At 68.9% G+C, this 19,381-nt stretch carries 16 protein-coding genes; 9 read left to right on the top strand and 7 right to left on the bottom strand.

What is annotated here, in order from left to right:
* Positions 1-21: 21 nt before the first annotated feature.
* From ABD785_RS29950 to ABD785_RS29935, 4 genes are all read right to left on the bottom strand, one after another.
* Positions 22-1,284 (bottom strand): class I SAM-dependent methyltransferase, encoded by a 1,263-nt coding sequence (locus ABD785_RS29950; protein WP_344835108.1) that lies wholly within the window; start codon positions 1,282-1,284, stop codon positions 22-24.
* Positions 1,281-2,621 carry an FAD-binding oxidoreductase gene (locus tag ABD785_RS29945; RefSeq protein WP_344835107.1) on the bottom strand — a complete coding sequence of 447 codons (1,341 nt, stop codon included), beginning with the start codon at positions 2,619-2,621 and terminating at the stop codon, positions 1,281-1,283. The genes ABD785_RS29950 and ABD785_RS29945 overlap by 4 nt, the downstream gene beginning before the upstream one ends.
* A gap of 84 nt (positions 2,622-2,705) precedes the next feature.
* Positions 2,706-3,203 carry a DUF1707 and DUF4870 domain-containing protein gene (locus ABD785_RS29940; RefSeq protein WP_344835106.1) on the bottom strand — a complete coding sequence of 166 codons (498 nt, stop codon included), beginning with the start codon at positions 3,201-3,203 and terminating at the stop codon, positions 2,706-2,708.
* Positions 3,204-3,284: 81 nt separating this feature from the next.
* Positions 3,285-4,076 carry a polysaccharide deacetylase family protein gene (locus ABD785_RS29935; protein ID WP_344835105.1) on the bottom strand — a complete coding sequence of 264 codons (792 nt, stop codon included), beginning with the start codon at positions 4,074-4,076 and terminating at the stop codon, positions 3,285-3,287.
* Between the two features lie 156 nt (positions 4,077-4,232).
* Here ABD785_RS29935 and ABD785_RS29930 point away from each other — a divergent pair, with 156 nt between their 5' ends.
* The 4 genes from ABD785_RS29930 to ABD785_RS29915 all read left to right on the top strand — a co-directional run bounded on the left by ABD785_RS29930 (position 4,233) and on the right by ABD785_RS29915 (position 9,157).
* The gene (locus tag ABD785_RS29930) at positions 4,233-4,577 is read left to right on the top strand and encodes a hypothetical protein (RefSeq protein WP_344835104.1); all 345 of its coding nucleotides are present in this window, start codon (positions 4,233-4,235) and stop codon (positions 4,575-4,577) included.
* Positions 4,578-4,647: 70 nt separating this feature from the next.
* Positions 4,648-5,718 carry a DUF4192 domain-containing protein gene (locus ABD785_RS29925; RefSeq protein ID WP_344835102.1) on the top strand — a complete coding sequence of 357 codons (1,071 nt, stop codon included), beginning with the start codon at positions 4,648-4,650 and terminating at the stop codon, positions 5,716-5,718.
* A 5-nt stretch (positions 5,719-5,723) separates the two neighbouring features.
* Positions 5,724-8,189 carry a penicillin acylase family protein gene (locus ABD785_RS29920; RefSeq protein WP_344835100.1) on the top strand — a complete coding sequence of 822 codons (2,466 nt, stop codon included), beginning with the start codon at positions 5,724-5,726 and terminating at the stop codon, positions 8,187-8,189.
* A 359-nt stretch (positions 8,190-8,548) separates the two neighbouring features.
* Complete coding sequence (locus ABD785_RS29915) at positions 8,549-9,157, top strand: LysE family translocator (protein ID WP_344835098.1); 609 nt, start codon at positions 8,549-8,551, stop codon at positions 9,155-9,157.
* Between the two features lie 57 nt (positions 9,158-9,214).
* Here ABD785_RS29915 and ABD785_RS29910 read toward each other — a convergent pair whose 3' ends face one another.
* Together ABD785_RS29910 and ABD785_RS29905 are read right to left on the bottom strand one after the other, a co-directional pair.
* Positions 9,215-11,449: an ATP-dependent DNA helicase gene (locus ABD785_RS29910; protein ID WP_425547836.1), complete on the bottom strand. Its 2,235-nt coding sequence runs from the start codon at positions 11,447-11,449 to the stop codon at positions 9,215-9,217.
* Positions 11,446-12,660, bottom strand: a complete 1,215-nt coding sequence (locus tag ABD785_RS29905) for a pyridoxal phosphate-dependent aminotransferase (RefSeq protein WP_344835096.1) — start codon at positions 12,658-12,660, stop codon at positions 11,446-11,448. Before ABD785_RS29905 ends, ABD785_RS29910 begins: the two co-directional genes overlap by 4 nt.
* A gap of 107 nt (positions 12,661-12,767) precedes the next feature.
* Between ABD785_RS29905 and ABD785_RS29900 the strand changes: the two genes are divergently transcribed.
* From ABD785_RS29900 to ABD785_RS29885, 4 genes are all read left to right on the top strand, one after another.
* A complete protein-coding gene (locus ABD785_RS29900) occupies positions 12,768-13,412 on the top strand; it encodes a TetR/AcrR family transcriptional regulator (RefSeq protein ID WP_344835095.1) in 645 nt (214 codons plus the stop codon).
* A 5-nt stretch (positions 13,413-13,417) separates the two neighbouring features.
* Entirely contained in the window at positions 13,418-14,419 is a 1,002-nt protein-coding gene (locus ABD785_RS29895; protein WP_344835093.1) for an AurF N-oxygenase family protein, read from the top strand.
* On the top strand, positions 14,416-15,855 hold the full coding sequence (locus ABD785_RS29890) for a flavin-containing monooxygenase (RefSeq protein WP_344835091.1): 1,440 nt from the start codon (positions 14,416-14,418) through the stop codon (positions 15,853-15,855). The genes ABD785_RS29895 and ABD785_RS29890 overlap by 4 nt, the downstream gene beginning before the upstream one ends.
* An 83-nt stretch (positions 15,856-15,938) precedes the next feature.
* Complete coding sequence (locus ABD785_RS29885; protein ID WP_344835088.1) at positions 15,939-16,766, top strand: SDR family oxidoreductase; 828 nt, start codon at positions 15,939-15,941, stop codon at positions 16,764-16,766.
* Positions 16,767-17,068: 302 nt separating this feature from the next.
* Here ABD785_RS29885 and ctaD read toward each other — a convergent pair whose 3' ends face one another.
* Entirely contained in the window at positions 17,069-18,733 is a 1,665-nt protein-coding gene (ctaD, locus tag ABD785_RS29880; protein WP_344835086.1) for an aa3-type cytochrome oxidase subunit I, read from the bottom strand.
* Between the two features lie 81 nt (positions 18,734-18,814).
* Here ctaD and ABD785_RS29875 point away from each other — a divergent pair, with 81 nt between their 5' ends.
* Entirely contained in the window at positions 18,815-19,267 is a 453-nt protein-coding gene (locus ABD785_RS29875) for a 2-thiouracil desulfurase family protein (RefSeq protein WP_344835084.1), read from the top strand.
* Positions 19,268-19,381: the final 114 nt, after the last annotated feature.

Genomic DNA, 19,381 nt, shown 5'->3' with positions numbered 1-19,381 from the left:
CCTTGATCGTGCTTCAGAATGTCAGATTCCCCAGGTCGCGCGCAGCGGCATGCCCGATACGCCCGAACTAGGCAGCTTCACGCCCAGAATCTGGTGGAGCTGGATGAAGTTCCGGTCGAACCCGAGCCTGCATCCGGCCATGTAGAGCCGCCAGACCCGCGCCGTGGCCTCGCCGACCTCCTCGACGGCCTCCTCCCAGTGGTCGTCGAGGTTGCGGCACCAGTCCCGCAGCGTCATGGCGTAGTGCTCGCGGAAGTTCTCCTGGTGGCGGATCTCGAACCCGTGGTCGTTCATCTGCGACTGCAGATAGCCGGGGCCCTCGAGCTCGCCGTCCGGGAAGACGTAGCGGTTGATGAACCCGTCGGGACGGATGGAGTCCTGCGTGTTGTCCTGCCGGGTGATCGCGTGGTTGAGCATCCGGCCGCCCGGCTTGAGCTTCCGGTTGAGGAACTGGAAGTAGGCGGGCACGTTGGCCTGGCCGATGTGCTCGGTCAGGCCGATCGAGCTGACCGCGTCGAAGCCGGCCTCGGGAACGTCGCGGTAGTCCATGAAGCGGACCTCGGCCAGCTCGCTCAGCCCGTTCTCGGCGATCGCCTTCTGCGCCCACTCGGCCTGCTGCTTCGACAGCGTCACGCCCAGGGCCTTCACCCCGTACTCGCGCGCCGCGTGCATGACCATGCCGCCCCAGCCGCAGCCTACGTCGAGCAGGCGCATGCCGGGCTCGAGGCCGATCTTGCGGGCGACGAGGTCGAACTTGGTCGCCTGGGCCTCCTCGAGGCTCGCGCCCAGGGACGGGTAGACCGCGCAGGTGTAGGCCATCGAGGGGCCGAGCACCCACTCGTAGAACCGGTTGGACACGTCGTAGTGGTGGTGGATCGCCTCGGCGTCGCGTTCCTTGGAGTGCCGCCGGAACCTGCTCTTGCGCGGGGCCTCCTGGGCGGGCGGCTTCACCCTGGTCGCCGCCGCCGCGCGCAGCAGCGGATCGTCGGCGACACCGCCGAGGACCCGGAGCCGGTCGGCGAACGTCAGCCCGTTGAGGGTGTCCGAGAGCCTGGTGAGGGTCTCGTACATGTCGCCGTGGACGTCGATGTGGCCGGATACGTAGGCGCGGGCCAGGCCGAGCAGGCCCGGCGAACGGATGAGATAGGACACCGCGTACGGGGTCCTGATCTCGATGCGCACGTCGGCGTCGGGGCTTCCCGCCCGGCTGCCGTCGTACGCCGCGAACTCGACGGGGACATCCTCCCCGTTCGTCACTCTCTCAAAGACCTTTGCCAGGGTCATGAGCCCCTCACACACTTCTCGTATAGGTCGTACAGCCGGGATCCGGAGTCGTAACGCTCCTTCAGGGACCGGTAGGTGGTGCCGTCGTAGTGCCTCCAGAACTCCTCACGGGAGTAGTAGGCGGTCGAGTACAGGGACTTGTGACCGTCCAGGGAGTCGACGACACGCTCGATGCGGCGGTTGTGGTGGTCGGGGAGCTTGCCCGGCTGTTGCGGGACCGTTCCCCAGAAACCCACGTTCACATAACTGCGGCCCTGCTCCAGCGGGTAGAGGGGCCATTTCTCCCGTGACTTCAGCGGGCAGAGCCAGATCGGGCTCATCCGCACCTCGTCGTGGAAGAAGTCGAGGAAGCCGGGAAGGTTCTCCGTGGGGACCTCGATGTCCTGGATGACGTCCTCGCGGGGCGGCCTGCCCGTCCAGCGGTCGATGCGCGCCGACAGCTGGGAGCGCTTGTCCCAGGCGACGAGCTTGCGGTAGACGTCGGACCGCTTCTTGGCGTCCGGCCACAGGCGGCGGACCAGTGGCTTCTTGAGACCGAACGCGCCGGAGCACCAGAACCAGTCGGTGTCCCAGCGCCACAGGTAGTCGTGGACGGTCAGGAAGTCCGTGCTGCGTTCGCGCACCGACTGGTAGAAGATCTTCTGCCCCGTGTAGTCGGAGACGTAGGGCGCCTCGTCGGTGAACTCGCCGGTGGTCAGATAGATCTCACCGGGGCCGAACACCGTGCCGTCGAGGAAATCGACCTCGTCGCCGGTCTCCTGGATCGCCCTGGCGGCCTCCGCCGCGTCGGTGAAAAGGCGGTGCCTCAGCCGGACGTACTTCTTGACCGGGATGAGGTCGATGGTCAGTTTCACGGCATAACCGAGAGTTCCGTACGAGTTCGGAAAGCCGTAGAAAAGGTCCGCGTGCTCGTTGTCCCGGCTCGCGGTGACCACCTGGCCGTCTCCGGTCAGGATGTCCATCTCGCGGACGGCCTCATGCGGCAGTCCGTACTTGAACGAGCTGGACTCGATGCCCAGGCCCGTCACGGCACCGCCGAGGGTGATGGTCTTGAGCTGCGGCACCACGGTCGGCATCAGGCCGTGCCGCAGGGTCGCCTCGACGAGGTCCTCGTAGGTGGTCATCCCCTGGACCACCGCGGTCCGCGTCTCCGGGTCCACGTGCAGGACCTTGTCGAAGCCGCTGACGTCGAGCCCCGGAGCCGCCGGAGCGTCCCGGAACCTGAACAGGTTCGATGTGGCTTTCGCCAAGCGCACGGGCGCACCCGGCGGTATGGCGTCATACGACGCACGTAGCGCGATGACGGCTTCGTCATGTGAGGATCCGACTGCGAGCATGGGCGCCTCCCCCCTCCGATCTTCACACTTGTCAGATCACATAAACCTCCGGTCCCCTGGAAAATTCCTCATTCGACGGAGTGACTACTTCAGGAAACGGATGGTGTACGGGTAGTTGAATGTCCCTTGTGCGACGGCCGAGAGGCCCGCCACCAGGGCGACCAGCCATGCGACGACGTACAGGAGAGCGCCGACGCCGAACGTCACGACGGCGACGAGCAGCAGCGTGAGCTGGAAGTTGACCGCCGCGGCGGCGTGCCTGCGGACGTAGGCCGAGCGCCGCCCGCTCAGGAGGAAGAACACCAGCGGGCCGACGAACAGCGTCGCGATGCCGGAGGCGTGGGCCAGTCCCGCCAGCATCCGGTCCTCTCCGGTCGCCTCCTCGGCCACCGCGAGAGCCGAGGGCGCCACCAGATCCCTGGTGAGCACCTCCAGGTCCCCGTAGGTCTTGCTCGTGATCGCGAGATGCACCCGCTGCTCGAGCTCCTCCTCGTCCAGCCGCCCTTCGGCGTACGCCTGGTTGAGCCGCTCGATGACCGGCTCCCGCTCCGCATGCCCGACCCGCAGTTCAGTGAGTTCCATACTTCGATGCTGCCCCCGCCCCGCCCCGATCTCCATCAGGGACAACCCTGACTGACCCCTGGTCCCACCGGGTCGCGGGTGCTATCCCTGCTGCTTGACCTTGGACGGCGGGCGCTCGACGTACTGGTGGCCGGGGACCAGCTTCGCGCCGGCGAACAGGTCGCTGACCGTGACGAAGTGGAAGCCGCGGCCCGAGAGCGAGGCGAGGATCTTCGGGACGGCGCTGACGGTCGTCGGGTGGATGTCGTGCATGAGGACGACGTCGCCGCGGCGGGTATTGGCCAGGACGCGCCGGGCCACCACGCTGGAGCTGTGGTCCTTCCAGTCCAGCGGGTCCACGGCCCACAGGATCTGGGGCATCCCGAAGGACTTCGCGGCGGAGGCGACCCTGGCGTTGGTGGCACCGTAGGGCGGCCTGAGCAGCACCGGCCTGACGCCCGCGGCCTTGTGGACGACGTCCTGGGTGCGCTTGAGCTGGCTGCGGACCCCGCTCGCGGAGAGCCTGGACAGATCGGAATGGTCCCAGCTGTGGTTGGCGATCTCGTGGCCGTGCGCGACCTCCTCCTGGACCATGGCCGGGTCCTCCTCGACCATCGTGCCGACGACGAAGAAGGTCGCCTTGGCGTGGTAGTCGTCGAGGATCTTGAGGAGGCGTCCGGTGTCCTCCATCGGGCCGTCGTCGAACGTCAGCGCCACGCATTTGATCTTCCCGCAGTTCAGGCGCACCACGTCGCGGGTCAGGCCGCGCCGCTCGTCGGGGTCGGCGTCCTTGACCGAGGCCGGTTGCGCCCGGACGTTCGGTGCGACCACACTGACGTTGGTTGCGTCGATCTTCGTTCCGCCACAGGCGGCGGTGACGGTCAAAGCCGCCATTCCCACAATCGGTGCGATGCCTCTCATGTCCTCCCCGTCCCCTTAAACCGTTTGTGATCATGCCCGTACTCAGGGTGGCGGGAACCACTTCGGGGGATTTTTTCGTTATCGTTGCGCATCGTCTTTCCACCTTGGGGGGATCGCTGCGGGGGGATCATGAGGTTCTGGGACAAGTTCGGTATCCGGCGCAACCGGGGCAACACGATCACCAAGTTCGACCGTGAGGCCACCGACTCCGACATCGAGGCGCTCATCGCGTTCGCCAAGAGCCGTCGCGGCGTGGAGTTCTACGTCGAGCCGGAGACCTTCGCGACCGACACCACGGCCGTCGCCGTGGCCCACGACGGGGAGTGGACCCGTCGCAGGGTCGGCGCGCCCGCCGTGATCGCCAAGGTCGCCCGCGATCTCGCCATCCCCTGCTACGACGTGCAGATCATGGGCTACCCGCCCCGGATGCGCGAGTGGAACGCCCGTAACAAGAAGGAACGCGGCACGCTCTAGGCGTACTGACATCCAGGGTTGTCCACAGGGGCCGGAACGGTCTTGGTGGGTTATCTGTTCTGCTCCTGGCATGGACGACATGCGCAAGGCCGCCGCTCCCCTGGTGATCCGCGGCCCGCTCGATCTGGCCGGAGCCGTTCCCTACCTCCTGGGCTTCCACCCGTCGCGGAGCCTGGTCGCCGTCGGCTGCGGGGGCCCGCACGGCACCTGCGCGCTGCGCTTCGGTTTACCGCTGAGCGGTAAGGCCGCGCACCATCTGGCAGCCCTGCTCGCCTGCCATGACTTCACCGCCGCCCTGCTGGTCGGCTACGGCTCCGCCGAGGAGGCGGAACCGGCCGTCGCCGCCGCCCGCGAGGCCCTGTCCACGGCGGGGCTCCAGGTCCGTGAGGCACTGCGCGTCGAGTCCGGACGCTACTGGTCCTATCTCTGCGACGCCCCCGGATGCTGCCCGCCCGAGGGCACGCCCCTGACCACCACGCCGCTCGAGGCGAAGGCCGTCCTCGACGGGCTGGTGGCCCATCCCGACCGATCCGCCCTGGCCGCGACCCTGGCCCCCGTCACGGGGGCCGCCCGTGAGCTGATGCGCGCGGAGACCCTCAGGGCCGAGGCCCGGGCCGCCGCCCCGCCCTTCGCGGCGCGGGCGGGCCTGAAGCTGGTCCGCGAGACGATCGCCAGGGCCCTGCGGGGCGAGGCGTTCCCCGCCCCGCGTGAGGTCGCGGAGCTCACCGTCGCGCTGGCCTCGCTGCGCGTCCGCGACGAGGCCTGGGTCCTGATCGCCCCCGACGAGCTGTCCGCTCACCTGGCCCTGTGGCGCCACGTGATGACCCACGCCGAACCCCGCTACCTGCCCGCCCCCGCCTGCCTGTTCGCCTACGCGGTCTACCTGTCCGGCGACGGCGGGCTGGCCAACCTCGCCCTCGACCGGTCCGACGAGGCCGACCCCGGCTACTCCATGTCCACCCTGCTCCGCCAGGCCCTGCTCTCCGGGCTCCACCCCAGCGACGCCCGCATCACCCTCACCCCCGAGGACCTCGCCGTCGCCTACGACGACCCTCCGGAAACAAAGGCCTCCTTAGCAGGCAGGACACCGGTGACTAGGTGGTCAAAACTGGGTGACGTGGGTCATAGGGTACGGGGGTGAGTTTCATGCGTGAGTGGCCTCGGCCCGCCCGGTGGGGCGTTCGGATCGTGGCGTTGCTGCTGGTCATCGTCGTTCTCGCCGCGCTGTGGCTGGTGTGGACGGTGCGGCGGGCGTTCCCCGACTACAGCGGGACCGTGAAGGTCCCCGGGCTGGCCGCCAAGGTGGAGGTCAAGCGGGACCGCTACGGGATCCCGCAGATCTACGCCGACAGCCCCGACGATCTGCTGAAGGCCCAGGGCTACGTCACCGCGCAGGACCGGTTCTGGGAGATGGACTTCCGCCGCCACGTGACGGCCGGAAGGCTCTCGGAGCTGTTCGGCGACACCACGCTCGACACCGACAAGGTCGTGCGGACCCTGGGCTGGCGCAAGACCGCCGAGCAGGAGGTCGGCCTGCTCAAGCCGGAGACCCGCCGGCTGCTCGAGTCCTACGCCGCGGGCGTCAACACCTGGCTCGACCAGCACGAGAACACCGCGACCCAGGCGTTCGAGTACTCCGTGCTCGGCTTCCAGCGCAGCGGCTACAAGCCCGAGCGCTGGACCCCCGCCGACTCGATCTCCTGGCTCAAGGCCATGGCCTGGGACCTGCGCTCCAACATGGACGAGGAGCTCGGCCGTGCCCTCGCCGACCAGAAGCTCCCGAAGGACAGGGTCGACCAGCTCTACCCCGGCTACGCCTACGACCGCATGCCGGTGATCGTCAAGGACGGGAAGGTGACGGGCGGCACCTTCACCTCGCCCCAGGCCAAGACCGGCTCCGCCCGGGCGCTGAGCAGCGTCTTCGAGGCGATCAACGCCATGCCGGAGATGCTCGGCAACGGCGCGCCCGAGATCGGCTCCAACTCCTGGGTCGTCGGCGGCGCCCACACCACCACCGGCAAGCCGCTGCTCGCCAACGACCCGCACCTCGCGCCGCACCTGCCCTCGGTCTGGTACCAGGCCGGGCTGCACTGCCGCACGGTCTCCGAAGCCTGCCCCTACGACGTCACCGGCTTCACCTTCTCCGGTCTGCCCGGCGTCGTCATCGGCCACAACCAGCGGGTCGCGTGGGGGTTCACCAACCTCGGCCCCGACGTCACCGATCTCTACCTGGAGAAGACCACCCCGACGACCTACGAGTACAAGGGCGTCCAGGAACCGCTCCAGACCCGCAGCGAAACGATCAAGGTCGCGGGCGCGAAGGATGTGACGATCACCGTCCGGGCCTCCCGCCACGGCCCCCTGATCTCCGATGTCATGGACGATCCGAAGAAGCTGGCGACCGGCGGCCAGTCCGTCGCCCTGCGCTGGACCGCCCTCGATCCCGGCACGACCGCCGACGCGATCTTCGCTCTCAACAAGGCCACCGACTGGAAGTCCTTCCGCGCGGGCGCCGCCCAGTTCCAGGTGCCCTCCCAGAACCTGGTCTACGCCGACGTCGACGGCAACATCGGTTACCAGTCCCCCGGCCGGATCCCCGTCCGCACCAAGGGCGACGGCACCCGGCCCGTCCCCGGCTGGGACGGCGCCCACGAGTGGAAGGGCGACATCCCCTTCGAGCAGCTCCCCACCTCTTACAACCCGCCCGAGGGCTACATCGTCACGGCCAACAACGCCGTCGTCGGCCCCTCCTACCAGCCGCTCCTCACCAAGGACTGGGGTTACGGCTACCGGGCCCAGCGCATCGACGAGGTGATCAAGCAGACGGGCAAGCTCGACATCGCGGCGATGAACGCCCTCCAGCTCGACACCCGCAACGGCTTCGCCTCGACCCTCGCCCCCGAGTTCCTGCGCGTCGGCAAGGACGTCAAGGGCGCCGACCTCCTCACCGGCTGGGACTTCACCCAGCCCGCCGGCTCCGCCCCGGCCGCCTTCTACAACGCGGCCTGGCGCCATCTGCTGCTCCGCACCTTCAACGACGACCTCCCCGAGGGCACCCGCCCCGACGGAGGCGACCGCTGGTTCGAGGTCGTCCGCACCCTGCTGACCCACCCGGACGACCCCTACTGGGACGACTCCACCACCCCCACCAGGGAGACCCGCGACACCATCATCAGGGCATCGATGGAGGACGCCTCCGCCGAGCTCACCAAGCGCCTCGGCAAGAACCCCGCCAAGTGGAAGTGGGGCGACCTGCACACCCTCACCCTGACCAACGAGACCTTCGGCACCTCGGGCATCGCCCCCATCGAGAAGCTCTTCAACCGGGGCCCCCTCCATCTCTCCGGCGGCCAGTCCATCGTCAACGCCACCGGCTGGGACGCCCAGGAGGGCTACGGTGTCGACTGGGTCCCCTCCATGCGCCTCGTCGCCGACCTCTCGAACTTCGACAACTCCCGCTACATCAACCTCACCGGTTCCAGCGCCCACCCCTACTCCAAGAACTACTGGGACCAGTCCCCCCTCTGGGCCAGGGGCGAGACCATCCCCTGGCCCTCCACCCCCACCGCCATCACCCCCCGAACAACCGACACCCTCACCCTCACCCCCTGACCCACCCCGGCTCCGCCCTCCCAAGGGCGGAGCCACCCGCTCTCCGCCCCCACCGCTCGACCCGGCTCCGCCCTCCCAGGAGCAGAGCCACCCGCTCCCCCACCCCACCGCTCCACCCGGCTCCGCTCGCCCACCCCACCGCTCCACGCGGCTCCGCCCTCCCAAGGGCGGAGCCGCCGCTCCACCGCCCCGCCCATTTCACCCCCAAGAGCGGAGCCACCTGCGCTCCCACTCCAACCGCTCTGCGCCCGCCCGCCCACCGCTCCGCCCGCCCCTTCGCTCCTCCCTCCCGGACGGCAGAGCGCTGGACTGCTGACGGGGCAGGGCTGGAGCCTGGGTTCGACCTAGAGTGGCGCGCTATGCATGAGTTCGTACTGGGTGCCTCGCTGGGGTTCGGGGCGGGGGTGGCGCCCGGGCCCCTGCTGGCGGTGCTGTTGAGCACGACGCTGCGGGGCGGGGTGCGGGCAGGGGCCAAGGTCGCGTTCGCCCCGATCGTGACCGATCTTCCGATCGTGGTGCTGGCGCTGACGGTGCTGGCGGCGTTGCCGGAGCGGGCTCCATCGGTGCTGGCGCTGGCCGGTGCGGCCTTCGTCGGCGTGCTCGCCGTCGAGACCTATCGGAGCGCTCGCCGTGCGACGCTCGACGCCGAGCCGGGCGAGGAGAACGGCGTCCTGCTCCGAGCGGCCCTGGTCAATCTGCTCAACCCCCACCCGTGGCTGTTCTGGATCACGGTGGGCGCTCCCCTGCTCCTGACGGCCTGGACCACCGGCCCCCTGAACGCGGCGGCCCTCCTCCTGGGGTTCTACGGCGTCTTCGTCCTCTCGAAGCTCACCCTCGCAGCGCTCGTCTCGCAGGCCCGCGGCCACCTCACCGAGTCCCGCTACCGCAACCTCCTGAAGGCCACCTCAGCCCTCCTTCTCGCCACCGGAGCCGCCCTCGTCTGGGAATTCCTCCCCGGCCTCCTCTGACCGCTTGTCCCAACCCGACCCCGGCCCGGGGTGCGGGCGCAGGCCCGCGAGAGGGGTTCAGGTGGAGAGGCGCTTGAGTGCGGAACGGACCGTTTCGGGGTCGGTGGTGGTCCAGAAAGGAGGGAGGGAGGCCTTGAGGAAGGAGCCGTAGCGGGCGGTGGCGAGGCGCGGGTCGAGGATGGCCACGACGCCCTTGTCGGCGGTGCTGCGCAGGAGACGGCCGGCGCCCTGGGCCAGGAGAAGGGCAGCCTGGGAGGCGGCCACCTGCATGAAGCCGTTGCCGCCGCGGGCGCCGATGGCGCGCTGGCGGGCAGAGGCGACCGGGTCGTCGGGGCGGGGGAAGGGGATGCGGTCCATCACCACGAGGGAGAGGGAGCGGCCGGGGACGTCGACGCCCTGCCAGAGGGACAGGGTGCCGAACAGGCAGGTCTCCTCGGACTCGGCGAACTGCTTGACGAGCTGGGAGGTCGAGTCCTCGCCCTGGCACAGGATCGGGAAGTCGACCTTCACCGCCTCCGCTGCCTGCTCGGCGGCGCGCTTGGAGGAGAACAGGCCGAGGGTGCGGCCTCCCGCGGCCTCGATGAGCGCCGTGAGCTCGTCGATGTACTCCTGCTGCAGGCCGTCGCGGCCGGGTGTCGGAAGGTGCTTGGCCAGGTAGAGGATGCCGCTGCGCGGATAGTCGAACGGCGATCCCACGTCGAGGCCCGACCAGATGATCGGACGGTCGTCGTCCTCGGACGTGCCCTCCTTCGGATCGTCCGGGGAGGTCCCCTCCTCGTCGTCCACCGCGGGGGCCGGAGCGGGCACCTCGGCGGGAGCGCCGATCGCCTCCTCGGAGACCACGGTCTCGCCGACGACGGGGGCGCCGGCGGGCGGCGGGCTCGCGAGGGTGGCCGCGGTCCCGGTCGGGTTCCGGGGCAGCCCCCACTGGTGGGCCAGCGGCTCGAAGGAGCCACCGAGGGTGAGGGTCGCCGAGGTCAGGATCGTGGTGCGCGACTTGAACAGCGACTCGCGCAGCAGCCCGCCGACCGCGATCGGCGCGACGTGCAGCGACGGCGGCCACTTGCCGTCGCGGCTCTTGGACAGCCAGACGACGTCCCACCGATCGGGGATCGAGGCCTCGAACGAGCCGAGGATCCGCGAAGCCGTCTCCTTGACGTCCTCCAGCGAGGTCTTGGCGGCCCGCCGCACCGCGGACACCGACGGATCGGCGTCCTTGGCCTCGGGCCCGAGGGCGTTCAGGCACGCCTGGGCCGCGTCGCGGATGGCGACGAGCGTGTGTCCCAGATGGGACGGAAGGTGGTCGAACCGCGACGCCTCCTGCTCCTCCATGCCGAGCCGCAGGTCCTCGCCGAGCTCCTTGAGCCGGTCGGCGGTGGAGTCGGCGACGGCCTTGCCCGCCCGCCGCGCCGCCGCCTCGACCGATCCGGCCGAGATCTCCCCGGTGGCCACCGAGGTCACCCGGTCGACCAGGTCATGGGCCTCGTCGATCACCACGGCCTCGTGCTCGGGCAGGACCTGGAAGTCCTCGAGCGCGTCGATCGCCAGCATGGCGTGGTTGGTGACGACCACGTCGGCCTCGGCCGCCGCGGCCCGCGCCAGCTCGGAGAAGCAGGTCTGCGCCTGCGGGCACCGCTGCCCGCCCAGGCACTCCTTCGCCGAGACGGCCACCTGCCGCCACGCCTGCTCCGGGACGCCCGGCACCAGCTCGTCGCGATCGCCCGTCTCGGTCTCCTCGGCCCACTCGTGCAGCCGCTGGACGTGCCGCCCCATCGTGGAGATCTGAGCGGTGTCGAACAGCGAGTCCTCGGGATCGTCGGGCGCGCCGACCTGGATCCGGTTGAGGCACAGGTAGTTCCGCCGCCCCTTGAGGATCGCGTAGTGCAGATCCCGTCCCAGCAGCGGCTCCAGCGCGGCCGCGACCCGGGGCAGGTCCCGGTCGACGAGCTGCTGCTGCAACGCGATGGTCGCCGTCGAGATCACGACCGTGGACCCCTTCGACACCGCGTACCGCACCGACGGGATCAGGTAGGCCAGCGACTTCCCCGTACCCGTCCCCGCCTGGACGGCCAGGTGTTCCCTGCGCCGCAGGGCGATGTCGACGGCCTCGGCCATCTTCTTCTGCCCTGGTCTCTCCGATCCGCCCACCGCTCCCACACCGGCGGCGAGCAGATCGCCGAGCGGCGGAAGATCCCTGACGGCGATACGAGGCTGAGGAGCAGGCGCAGACACCCCGCAACCGTACCGGCCGCCACCGACCTTCCCGGCCGTTATCCACAGCCCCACGGTCATCCGCGGCGGCGCGGCTCCAGGAAGGCGGCGATCCGCCCGATGGCCTCTTCGAGCACGTCCGCCTGCGGCAGCGTGACGATCCTGAAGTGGTCGGGGGCGGGCCAGTTGAAGCCCGTCCCGTGCACGATCAGGATCTTCTGTTCCTCGAGCAGGTCGAGGCAGAAGCGCATGTCGTCCTCGACCGGGTAGGCCGCCGGGTCCAGCCTCGGGAACACGTACAGGGCTCCCTTGGGCTCGACGCAGCTCACCCCGGGGATCTCGTTGAGCAGCTTGACCGCCCGGTCGCGCTGCTCCAGCAGGCGTCCGCCGGGCAGGATCAGGTCGCGGATGCTCTGCCTGCCGCCGAGCGCGGCCTGGATGGCGTGCTGCGCCGGCGCGTTCGGGCACAACCGCATGTTGGCCATGACGTCCAGGCCCTCGAGGTAGTCCGCCGCCTCGGACTTCGGCCCCGAGACGAGGACCCAGCCGGACCGGAACCCCGCCACCCGGTAGGCCTTCGACAGCCCGCTGAAGGTGAGGCAGAGCAGGTCGGGCGCGAGGGCGGCGATCGAGTGGTGGACCGCGTCGTCGAACAGGATCCGGTCGTAGATCTCGTCCGAGAAGATGATCAGGTTGTGCCGCCGCGCGACGGCCGCGATCTCCAGCAGGGTCTCTTGCGAGTACACCGCGCCGGTCGGGTTGTTCGGGTTGATGATCACCAGTGCCCGCGTGCGGGGCGTGATCTTCGCCTCGATGTCCTCCAGCGACGGCTGCCAGCCCGCCCCCTCGTCGCAGAGGTAGTGGACGGGGGTGCCGCCGCCGAGCGCGACCGAGGCGGTCCACAGCGGGTAGTCCGGGGCGGGGATCAGCACCTCGTCGCCGTTGTCGAGCAGCGCCTGCAGCGTCATGACGATCAGCTCGGACACGCCGTTGCCGAGGTAGACGTCCTCGACGTCGATCCCGGTCAGCCCCTGCGACTCGTAGTGCTGCACGACCGCGCGCCGCGCCGACAGCAGCCCTTTGGAGTCGCTGTACCCGTGCGCCTGCGACAGGTTCCGGATGACGTCCTGAAGGATCTCCGGCGGAGCCTCGAACCCGAAGGGAGCCGGGTTCCCGATGTTCAGCTTGAGCACCCGGTGCCCCGCGTCCTCGAGCTGCTGCGCGCGCTTGAGCACCGGCCCACGGATCTCGTAACAGACGTTGGCCAGTTTGTCCGACTGCTTGACCGCCATGTCACAAGCCTAGTGGTGCCGCAGTCCAGGCTGCCGGACCAGGCTGTGACCCGGACGACATACAAGCAGGCTTGCTTGCTTGTAAGTATGAGACGTATCGTCCACTTATGTCAGTCAGCAGGCGCCGACACCGGCGGCACGACAGCCGCCGCACCCAGGCCGAGCGCCGATCCGCCACCCAGACGAGACTCCTCGACGCCACCGCCGCGACGCTCGCCGACCTCGGCTGGGCCGGTCTGTCGACGACCGAGGTCTCCCGCCGGGCGGGCGTCTCCCGAGGGGCCCAGCAGCACCACTACCCGACCAAGATGGAACTGGTCGCGGCCGCCCTCGAGCACCTGCTCGGCCGGCTCCGCGACGAGTACCAGGACGCCTACGCCGACCTCCCCGACGAGCGGCGCGACGTCGCCGGAGCCCTCGACCTGTTCTGGGAGACGATCCGGCAGCCGCCCGCGATGGCCCTGCTGGAACTGGCCCTCGCCGGCCGCACCGACGACTCCCTCCGCGATCTCTCCAAGCAGCTCAACAACCGCGTCGTGGAGATCGTCAAGGAGGTCTTCCACGAGCTCTTCCCCGAGTCCCTGCCGGAGGAGTCCGTCGACACCCTCATCAGGGGGCTGTTCGCCCTGCTCGTCGGCCTCTCCCTCCAGCACTCCCTGGACGACGACGAGCACGGCCACCAGGAAGCCGTCCTCACCATGATCAAGGCCTTCGCGCGGGACCTGATCCCGCCTGCCGCGACCGAAAGGTAAGAACCATGGCCAAGCCCCCCGCCGAGCTCGCCGAAGAGGTCCGCGAGACCGTCCGCGACCGCAAGTCCTACCTGGGCGTCATCGACCGCCTGAACAAGGCCAGCGTCGACAAGCACTGGGAGGCCTACGCGGACATCCCGTGGGACGACCCCGAGTTCCACATGGACCCCGACGACCCCCGCTGGGTGCTGCCGAGCGTCGACCGGCTCGGCTCCACCGCCTGGTACCAGGCACAGCCCGTCGAGATCCAGGCGCGGATCGGCCTGTGGCGGGTCGCGACGGCCATGAAGATCGGCCTGCAGTTCGAGAACCTGCTCAAGCGCGGCCTGCTGAACTACGCCTACCGCCTGCCGAACGGCCGCCCCGAGTTCCGGTACGTCTACCACGAGACGACCGAGGAGTGTCACCACGGCATGATGTTCCAGGAGTTCGTGAACCGGACCGGGATGCCGATCAAGGGGATGCCGCGGGCGCTCAGCGCGATCGCCCAGCTCGCCCCGCTGATCCCGCTGATCTCCACCGAGCTGTTCTTCGTGTTCGTCCTCGGCGGCGAGGACCCGATCGACTACGTGCAGCGCAAGTCGCTCAAAGAGGGCCACATCAAGCACCCCCTCGAAGAGACGATCATGAAGATCCACATCGCCGAGGAGGCGCGTCACATCTCCTTCGCGCGCCACTACCTCAAGCACCGCGTGCCCGGCATGACCAGGCCCCGCAAGAGGGCCCTGGGCGTGCTCACCCCGATCATCCTCGGCGCGATGGCACGGATCATGCTGTCCCCGCCCGGGTCGATGGTCCGGCACTTCAACATCCCCAGGGACGTCGTCCGCGAGGCCTACAAGAACGAAGCCGCGCAGGAGGAGATCCGCAACTGCGTCGGCAAGATCCGCGAACTGATGAACGAACTGGACGTCACCACCAGCGCCAACAAGCGCATCTGGTCGGCGTTCGGCATCTGGGACGACCCCAGGGCGGCCAAGCCCACCGCTCGCAAGGCCGCGGCATGAGCCACAAGGTGGTGATCGTCGGGACCGGTTTCTCCGGTCTCGGCATGGCCATCGCCCTGAAGCGGGCCGGGGAGCACGACTTCGTCGTCCTGGAGAAGGCCGGCGAGGTGGGCGGCACCTGGCGCGAGAACACCTACCCCGGCGCCGCCTGCGACATCATGTCGCTGCTCTACTCCTACAGCTTCGAGCCCCGCACCACCTGGTCGCGCATGTACCCGCGCCAGGAGGAACTGCTCGACTACATCAGGCACTGCGTGTCCAAGTACGGCATCGCCGACCACATCCGCTACGACACCGAGGTGCTCGGCGCGGAGTACGACGACGCCGGCCAGGTCTGGCACGTCACGACCAACGGTCCCACCTACACCGGCCGCGCCCTGGTCACGGGCATGGGACCGCTCCACCAGCCGAACATCCCCGATCTGCCGGGCCTGGAGACCTTCGAGGGCGTGACCTTCCACTCCGCCCAGTGGAGGCACGACCACGACCTGCGCGGGAAGCGCGTCGCGGTGATCGGGACGGGCGCGAGCGCGATCCAGTTCGTCCCGCAGATCGCGGGGAAGGCCGGGCACCTGACGGTCTTCCAGCGCACGCCCGCCTGGATCCTGCCCAAGCCCGACCGGCCGGTGGCGGGGTTCGAGCGGCGCCTGTGGGAACGCGTCCCGGCCGCCCAGAAGCTCTACCGCGCGGGCATCTACCTGGCCCAGGAGTCGGCCGTGCTCGGCTTCAAGAACCCTCGCGTGATGCGGGCCGGCGAGGCGCTCGCCCGCCGCCACCTGCGCAGGCAGATCCCCGACCCGGCGATGCGGGCCCGGCTGACGCCGAAGTACACGATGGGCTGCAAGCGCACCCTGGTCTCCAGCGACTACTATCCGGCCCTCGTCCGCCCGAACGTCACGGTCGACTTCTCCGGCATCAAGGAGATCCGCGAGAACGCCGTGGTCTCGCACGACGGCACCGTCCACGAGGTGGACACGATCATCTTCGGCACCGGCTTCCACGTGGTCGACGCGATGGAGAACGCCCGCCTCACCGGCGCGGACGGCGTCAAGATCCAGGACGCCTGGCGCGACGGCGTCGAGGCCCACATGGGCGTCGCGGTGAAGGGATTCCCGAACCTGTTCCTGATCCTGGGCCCGAACTCCGGGCTCGGCCACAATTCAATGATCTTCATGATCGAGGCGCAGGTCCGCTACGTGCTCCAGGCGCTGAAGCTCCTCGACGGCCGCACCAGGGTGGCGGTCAGGCCGGGCGCGCAGGACCGCTTCAACGCCTGGGTCCAGCGCAGGTCCGCGGGCGCGGTGTGGGTCTCGGGCGGCTGCACGAGCTGGTACCTCGACGCCTCCGGGACGAACCGCGCCGCCTGGCCGGCCTCGACCCTGAATTACTGGATCAGAACCCGCAGAATTCGCAAGGCAGACTTCGAGCTCACCTGAGTAGATCTCGCGATAATGCGTCTACTACACTCCACTATTATACATTTCGTCTAAGACTTCCTCCCGAGATCCGGAGCCCTCACATGAGCATTGCGATCGTCACCGGTGGAGCCTCCGGCATCGGACGTGCCATCGCCGCCGAGCTCAGCAGCCGCGGCGACACCGTCTACGTGACCGACCGGAACGCCGAGGGCGCCGCCGAGGTCGCCGACACCCTGAACGCCAAGCTCCCCGGCAAGGCGTTCGCCGCGGCCCTCGACGTCACCGACAACGAGGCCGTCGCCGCCTTCTACAACCAGGTCGCCACCGACCACGGCTCGCTCGACCTGGTCTTCAACAACGCGGGCATCGCCATCGGCGGCCTCGCCGAAGAGCTCACGATGGACCACTGGAACCGGGCCATCGACATCAACCTCAAGGGCGTCATCCACGGCGTCGACGCCGCCTACCGGATCATGATCAAGCAGGGATCCGGCCACATCGTCAACACGGCCTCGCTCGCGGGCCTGGTCCCGATGCCGATGGGCATCCCCTACACCGCGACCAAGCACGCCGTCGTCGGCCTGTCCCTCGGCCTGCGCGCCGAGGCCGCCGGCAACGGCGTCAAGGTCAGCGTGGTCTGCCCCGGCTTCGTCGACACCCCCCTGCTCGCGACGGTCAACGACGGGCTCCCCGACACCGCCCTGTCGAGCAAGCCCGGCACCGACGTCAAGGACACCGTCCCCGGCCGCCTCTACACGGCCGAGAAGCTGGCCCGCGACATCATGAAGGGTGTCAAGCGCAACGACGCCCTGATCGTCGCCCCCGCCTCCGGCCGCGCGGCCTGGCGCGGAATGCGGATCAACCCGGCCGGGGCCGTCCGCATCGCCAAGATCGCCGTCGACCAGTTCCGCAAGCAGAGCGCCAAGTAGACCGGCCCTTCGGCCCGGCTTCACCCGTCACCGACAGGAGAGGCCCGGGCCAGGGCGCTGCCCGGGCCCGCCCGCGGGGTCAGGCCCCGGGCGGTCCCGCATCGTGATCGCGGTGGCCGCCCTGGTGGTCAGCCTGTCGAGCACCTTGAGGAACGGCCTCCGGTCGGCACCGTGTCCACCACGGTGCGCCGCCTGACCTCTCCGGTGGTCTTCGGGGCGAAGACTCCCCCGCCCGCGACCTGCTGACAGGCCTCGGCGAACTTCCTCCAACTCCACCCGCTCCCCTACCGTGTGCCGACCGCTCACCCGTCAGCGTCGGTGATCTCCTTGACCGTCTCCGGCTCCCGCCGTGGGTGGTGCAGGTCGAAGGCCGGGCGGACGCTGCGGATCCGCGGGATCCGGACGAAGTTGTGGCGCGGCGGCGGGCAGGACGTCGCCCACTCCAGCGATCCGCCGTACCCCCAGGGGTCGTCGGCGGCCACCCGCCTGCCGTTCCTCGCGGTGATGAAGACGTTCCAGAGGAAGACCAGGGTCGATCCGCCGAGCACGAACGCGCCGACGCTGGAGAGCAGATTCATGCCCTCGTACTCCTTGGCGTAGTCGGCGTACCGGCGCGGCATCCCCTCCGCCCCCAGCAGGTGCTGGACCAGGAACGTGGTGTGGAAGCCGATGAACAGCAGCCAGAAGTGCACCTTGCCGAGCCGGTCGTCCAGGAGCTTGCCGGTCATCTTCGGCCACCAGAAGTAGAAGCCGGAGAACATGGCGAAAACGACCGTCCCGAACACGACGTAGTGGAAGTGCGCGACGACGAAGTAACTGTCCTGGAGCTGGAAGTCCAGCGGCGGGGAGGCCAGGATGATGCCGGTCAGGCCGCCGAACAGGAACGTCACCAGGAAGCCGACGGCGAAGAGCATCGGCGACTCGAACGAGAGGTGCCCGCGCCACATCGTCCCGACCCAGTTGAAGAACTTCACCCCGGTCGGCACCGCGATCAGATAGGTCATGAACGAGAAGAACGGCAGCAGGACCTGGCCGGTCGTGAACATGTGGTGCGCCCACACCGCCATCGAAAGGCCCGCGATCGAGATCGTCGCCCCGACCATCCCGACGTACCCGAACAGCGGCTTGCGGCTGAAGACCGGGATGACCTCGGTGATGATCCCGAAGAACGGCAGGGCGATGATGTAGACCTCGGGATGGCCGAAGAACCAGAACAGGTGCTGCCACAGCAGCGCACCGCCGTTCTCGGCGTCGAAGACGTGCGAGCCCAACTTGCGGTCCGACTCCAGCACGAGCAGCGCGGCCGCGAGGATCGGGAACGCCATCAGCACCAGCAGGCTCGTCAGCAGGATGTTCCAGACGAAGATCGGCAGCCGGAACATGGTCATGCCGGGCGCTCTCATGCAGATGATCGTCGTCACGAAGTTGACGCCGCCGAGGATCGTCCCGAGGCCCGACAGCGCCAGACCCATGATCCACAGATCGGCGCCCATGTTCGGCGAGTGGGCGCCCCCGCTGAGCGGCGCGTACCCCGTCCAGCCGAAGCTCGCCGCGCCCCCGGGCAGGAAGAACCCGATGACGACCATCGTCCCGCCGAACAGGAACAGCCAGTAGCTGAACGCGTTGAGCCGGGGGAAGGCGACGTCGGGAGAACCGATCTGCAGCGGCATGATCACATTGGCGAAGCCGACGAAAAGCGGGGTGGCGAACAACAGCAGCATCACCGTGCCGTGCATCGTGAACAGCTGGTTGTACTGCTCACGGCTGACCAGCTGGAGGCCCGTCTCCGCGAGCTCTGCCCTGATGACCATCGCCATGAGGCCGGCCAGCAGGAAGAACACGAAGCTCGTGATGAGGTAGAGGTAGCCGATGACCTTGTGGTCCGTCGTCGTCAGCCAGGAGACGATCATCCCCCGCTGCCTGTCCGGCGACGGTGCTTCCGGCGGACGACGTCCCAGCAGAACCATGAGCGCTCCCTCGTCGATACAGGGTGACCCTCACTATTCGCCCGGGTTCTGGGCGGTGCAAGGCCCCATTACCGTGGAAGAGTGGAACGCATTCTGGTGAGCAGCTGCCTGCTCGGCGCGCCGGTCCGCTACGACGGCCGGGCCAAGACCAGTGGATCGGCGATCCTCGCGCGCTGGCGCAGGGAAGGACGCGTCCTCTCCTTCTGCCCCGAACTCGCCGGAGGTCTCGCCGTTCCCCGGCCCGCCGCCGAACGCCGCGGCCTCCAGGTGATCACCATCGACGGGCAGGACGTGACGCCCGCCTTCCGCCTCGGCGCCTCCCTCGCACTCGCCGCAGCCCAGAAGGAGGAGATCAGATTCGCCGTCCTCAAGGAGAACAGCCCCTCCTGCGGCAGCAACACCATCGCCGACGGAACCTTCACCGGAACGAAAATCCCCGATGTCGGAGTGACGACCGAACTCCTGCGCTCCCACGGAATCCGCGTCTTCAACGAGAACCAGCTCGAAACCGTCGACGCCATGCTCACCGAATGAATCGCAACAGCCCCGGAAAATGCGAAAGGCCCCGGACATTTGTCCGGGGCCTTTCAGCATGTTGATTGCGGCGGTGTCCTACTCTCCCACACAGTCTCCCGTGCAGTACCATCG

Origin of the sequence: Actinocorallia longicatena (genome assembly GCF_039534125.1) — a bacterium.
Classification (GTDB): domain Bacteria; phylum Actinomycetota; class Actinomycetes; order Streptosporangiales; family Streptosporangiaceae; genus Actinocorallia; species Actinocorallia longicatena.
Note: the sequence above shows the minus strand (reverse complement) of the source record. Positions and strands in the feature narration are given on the sequence as shown.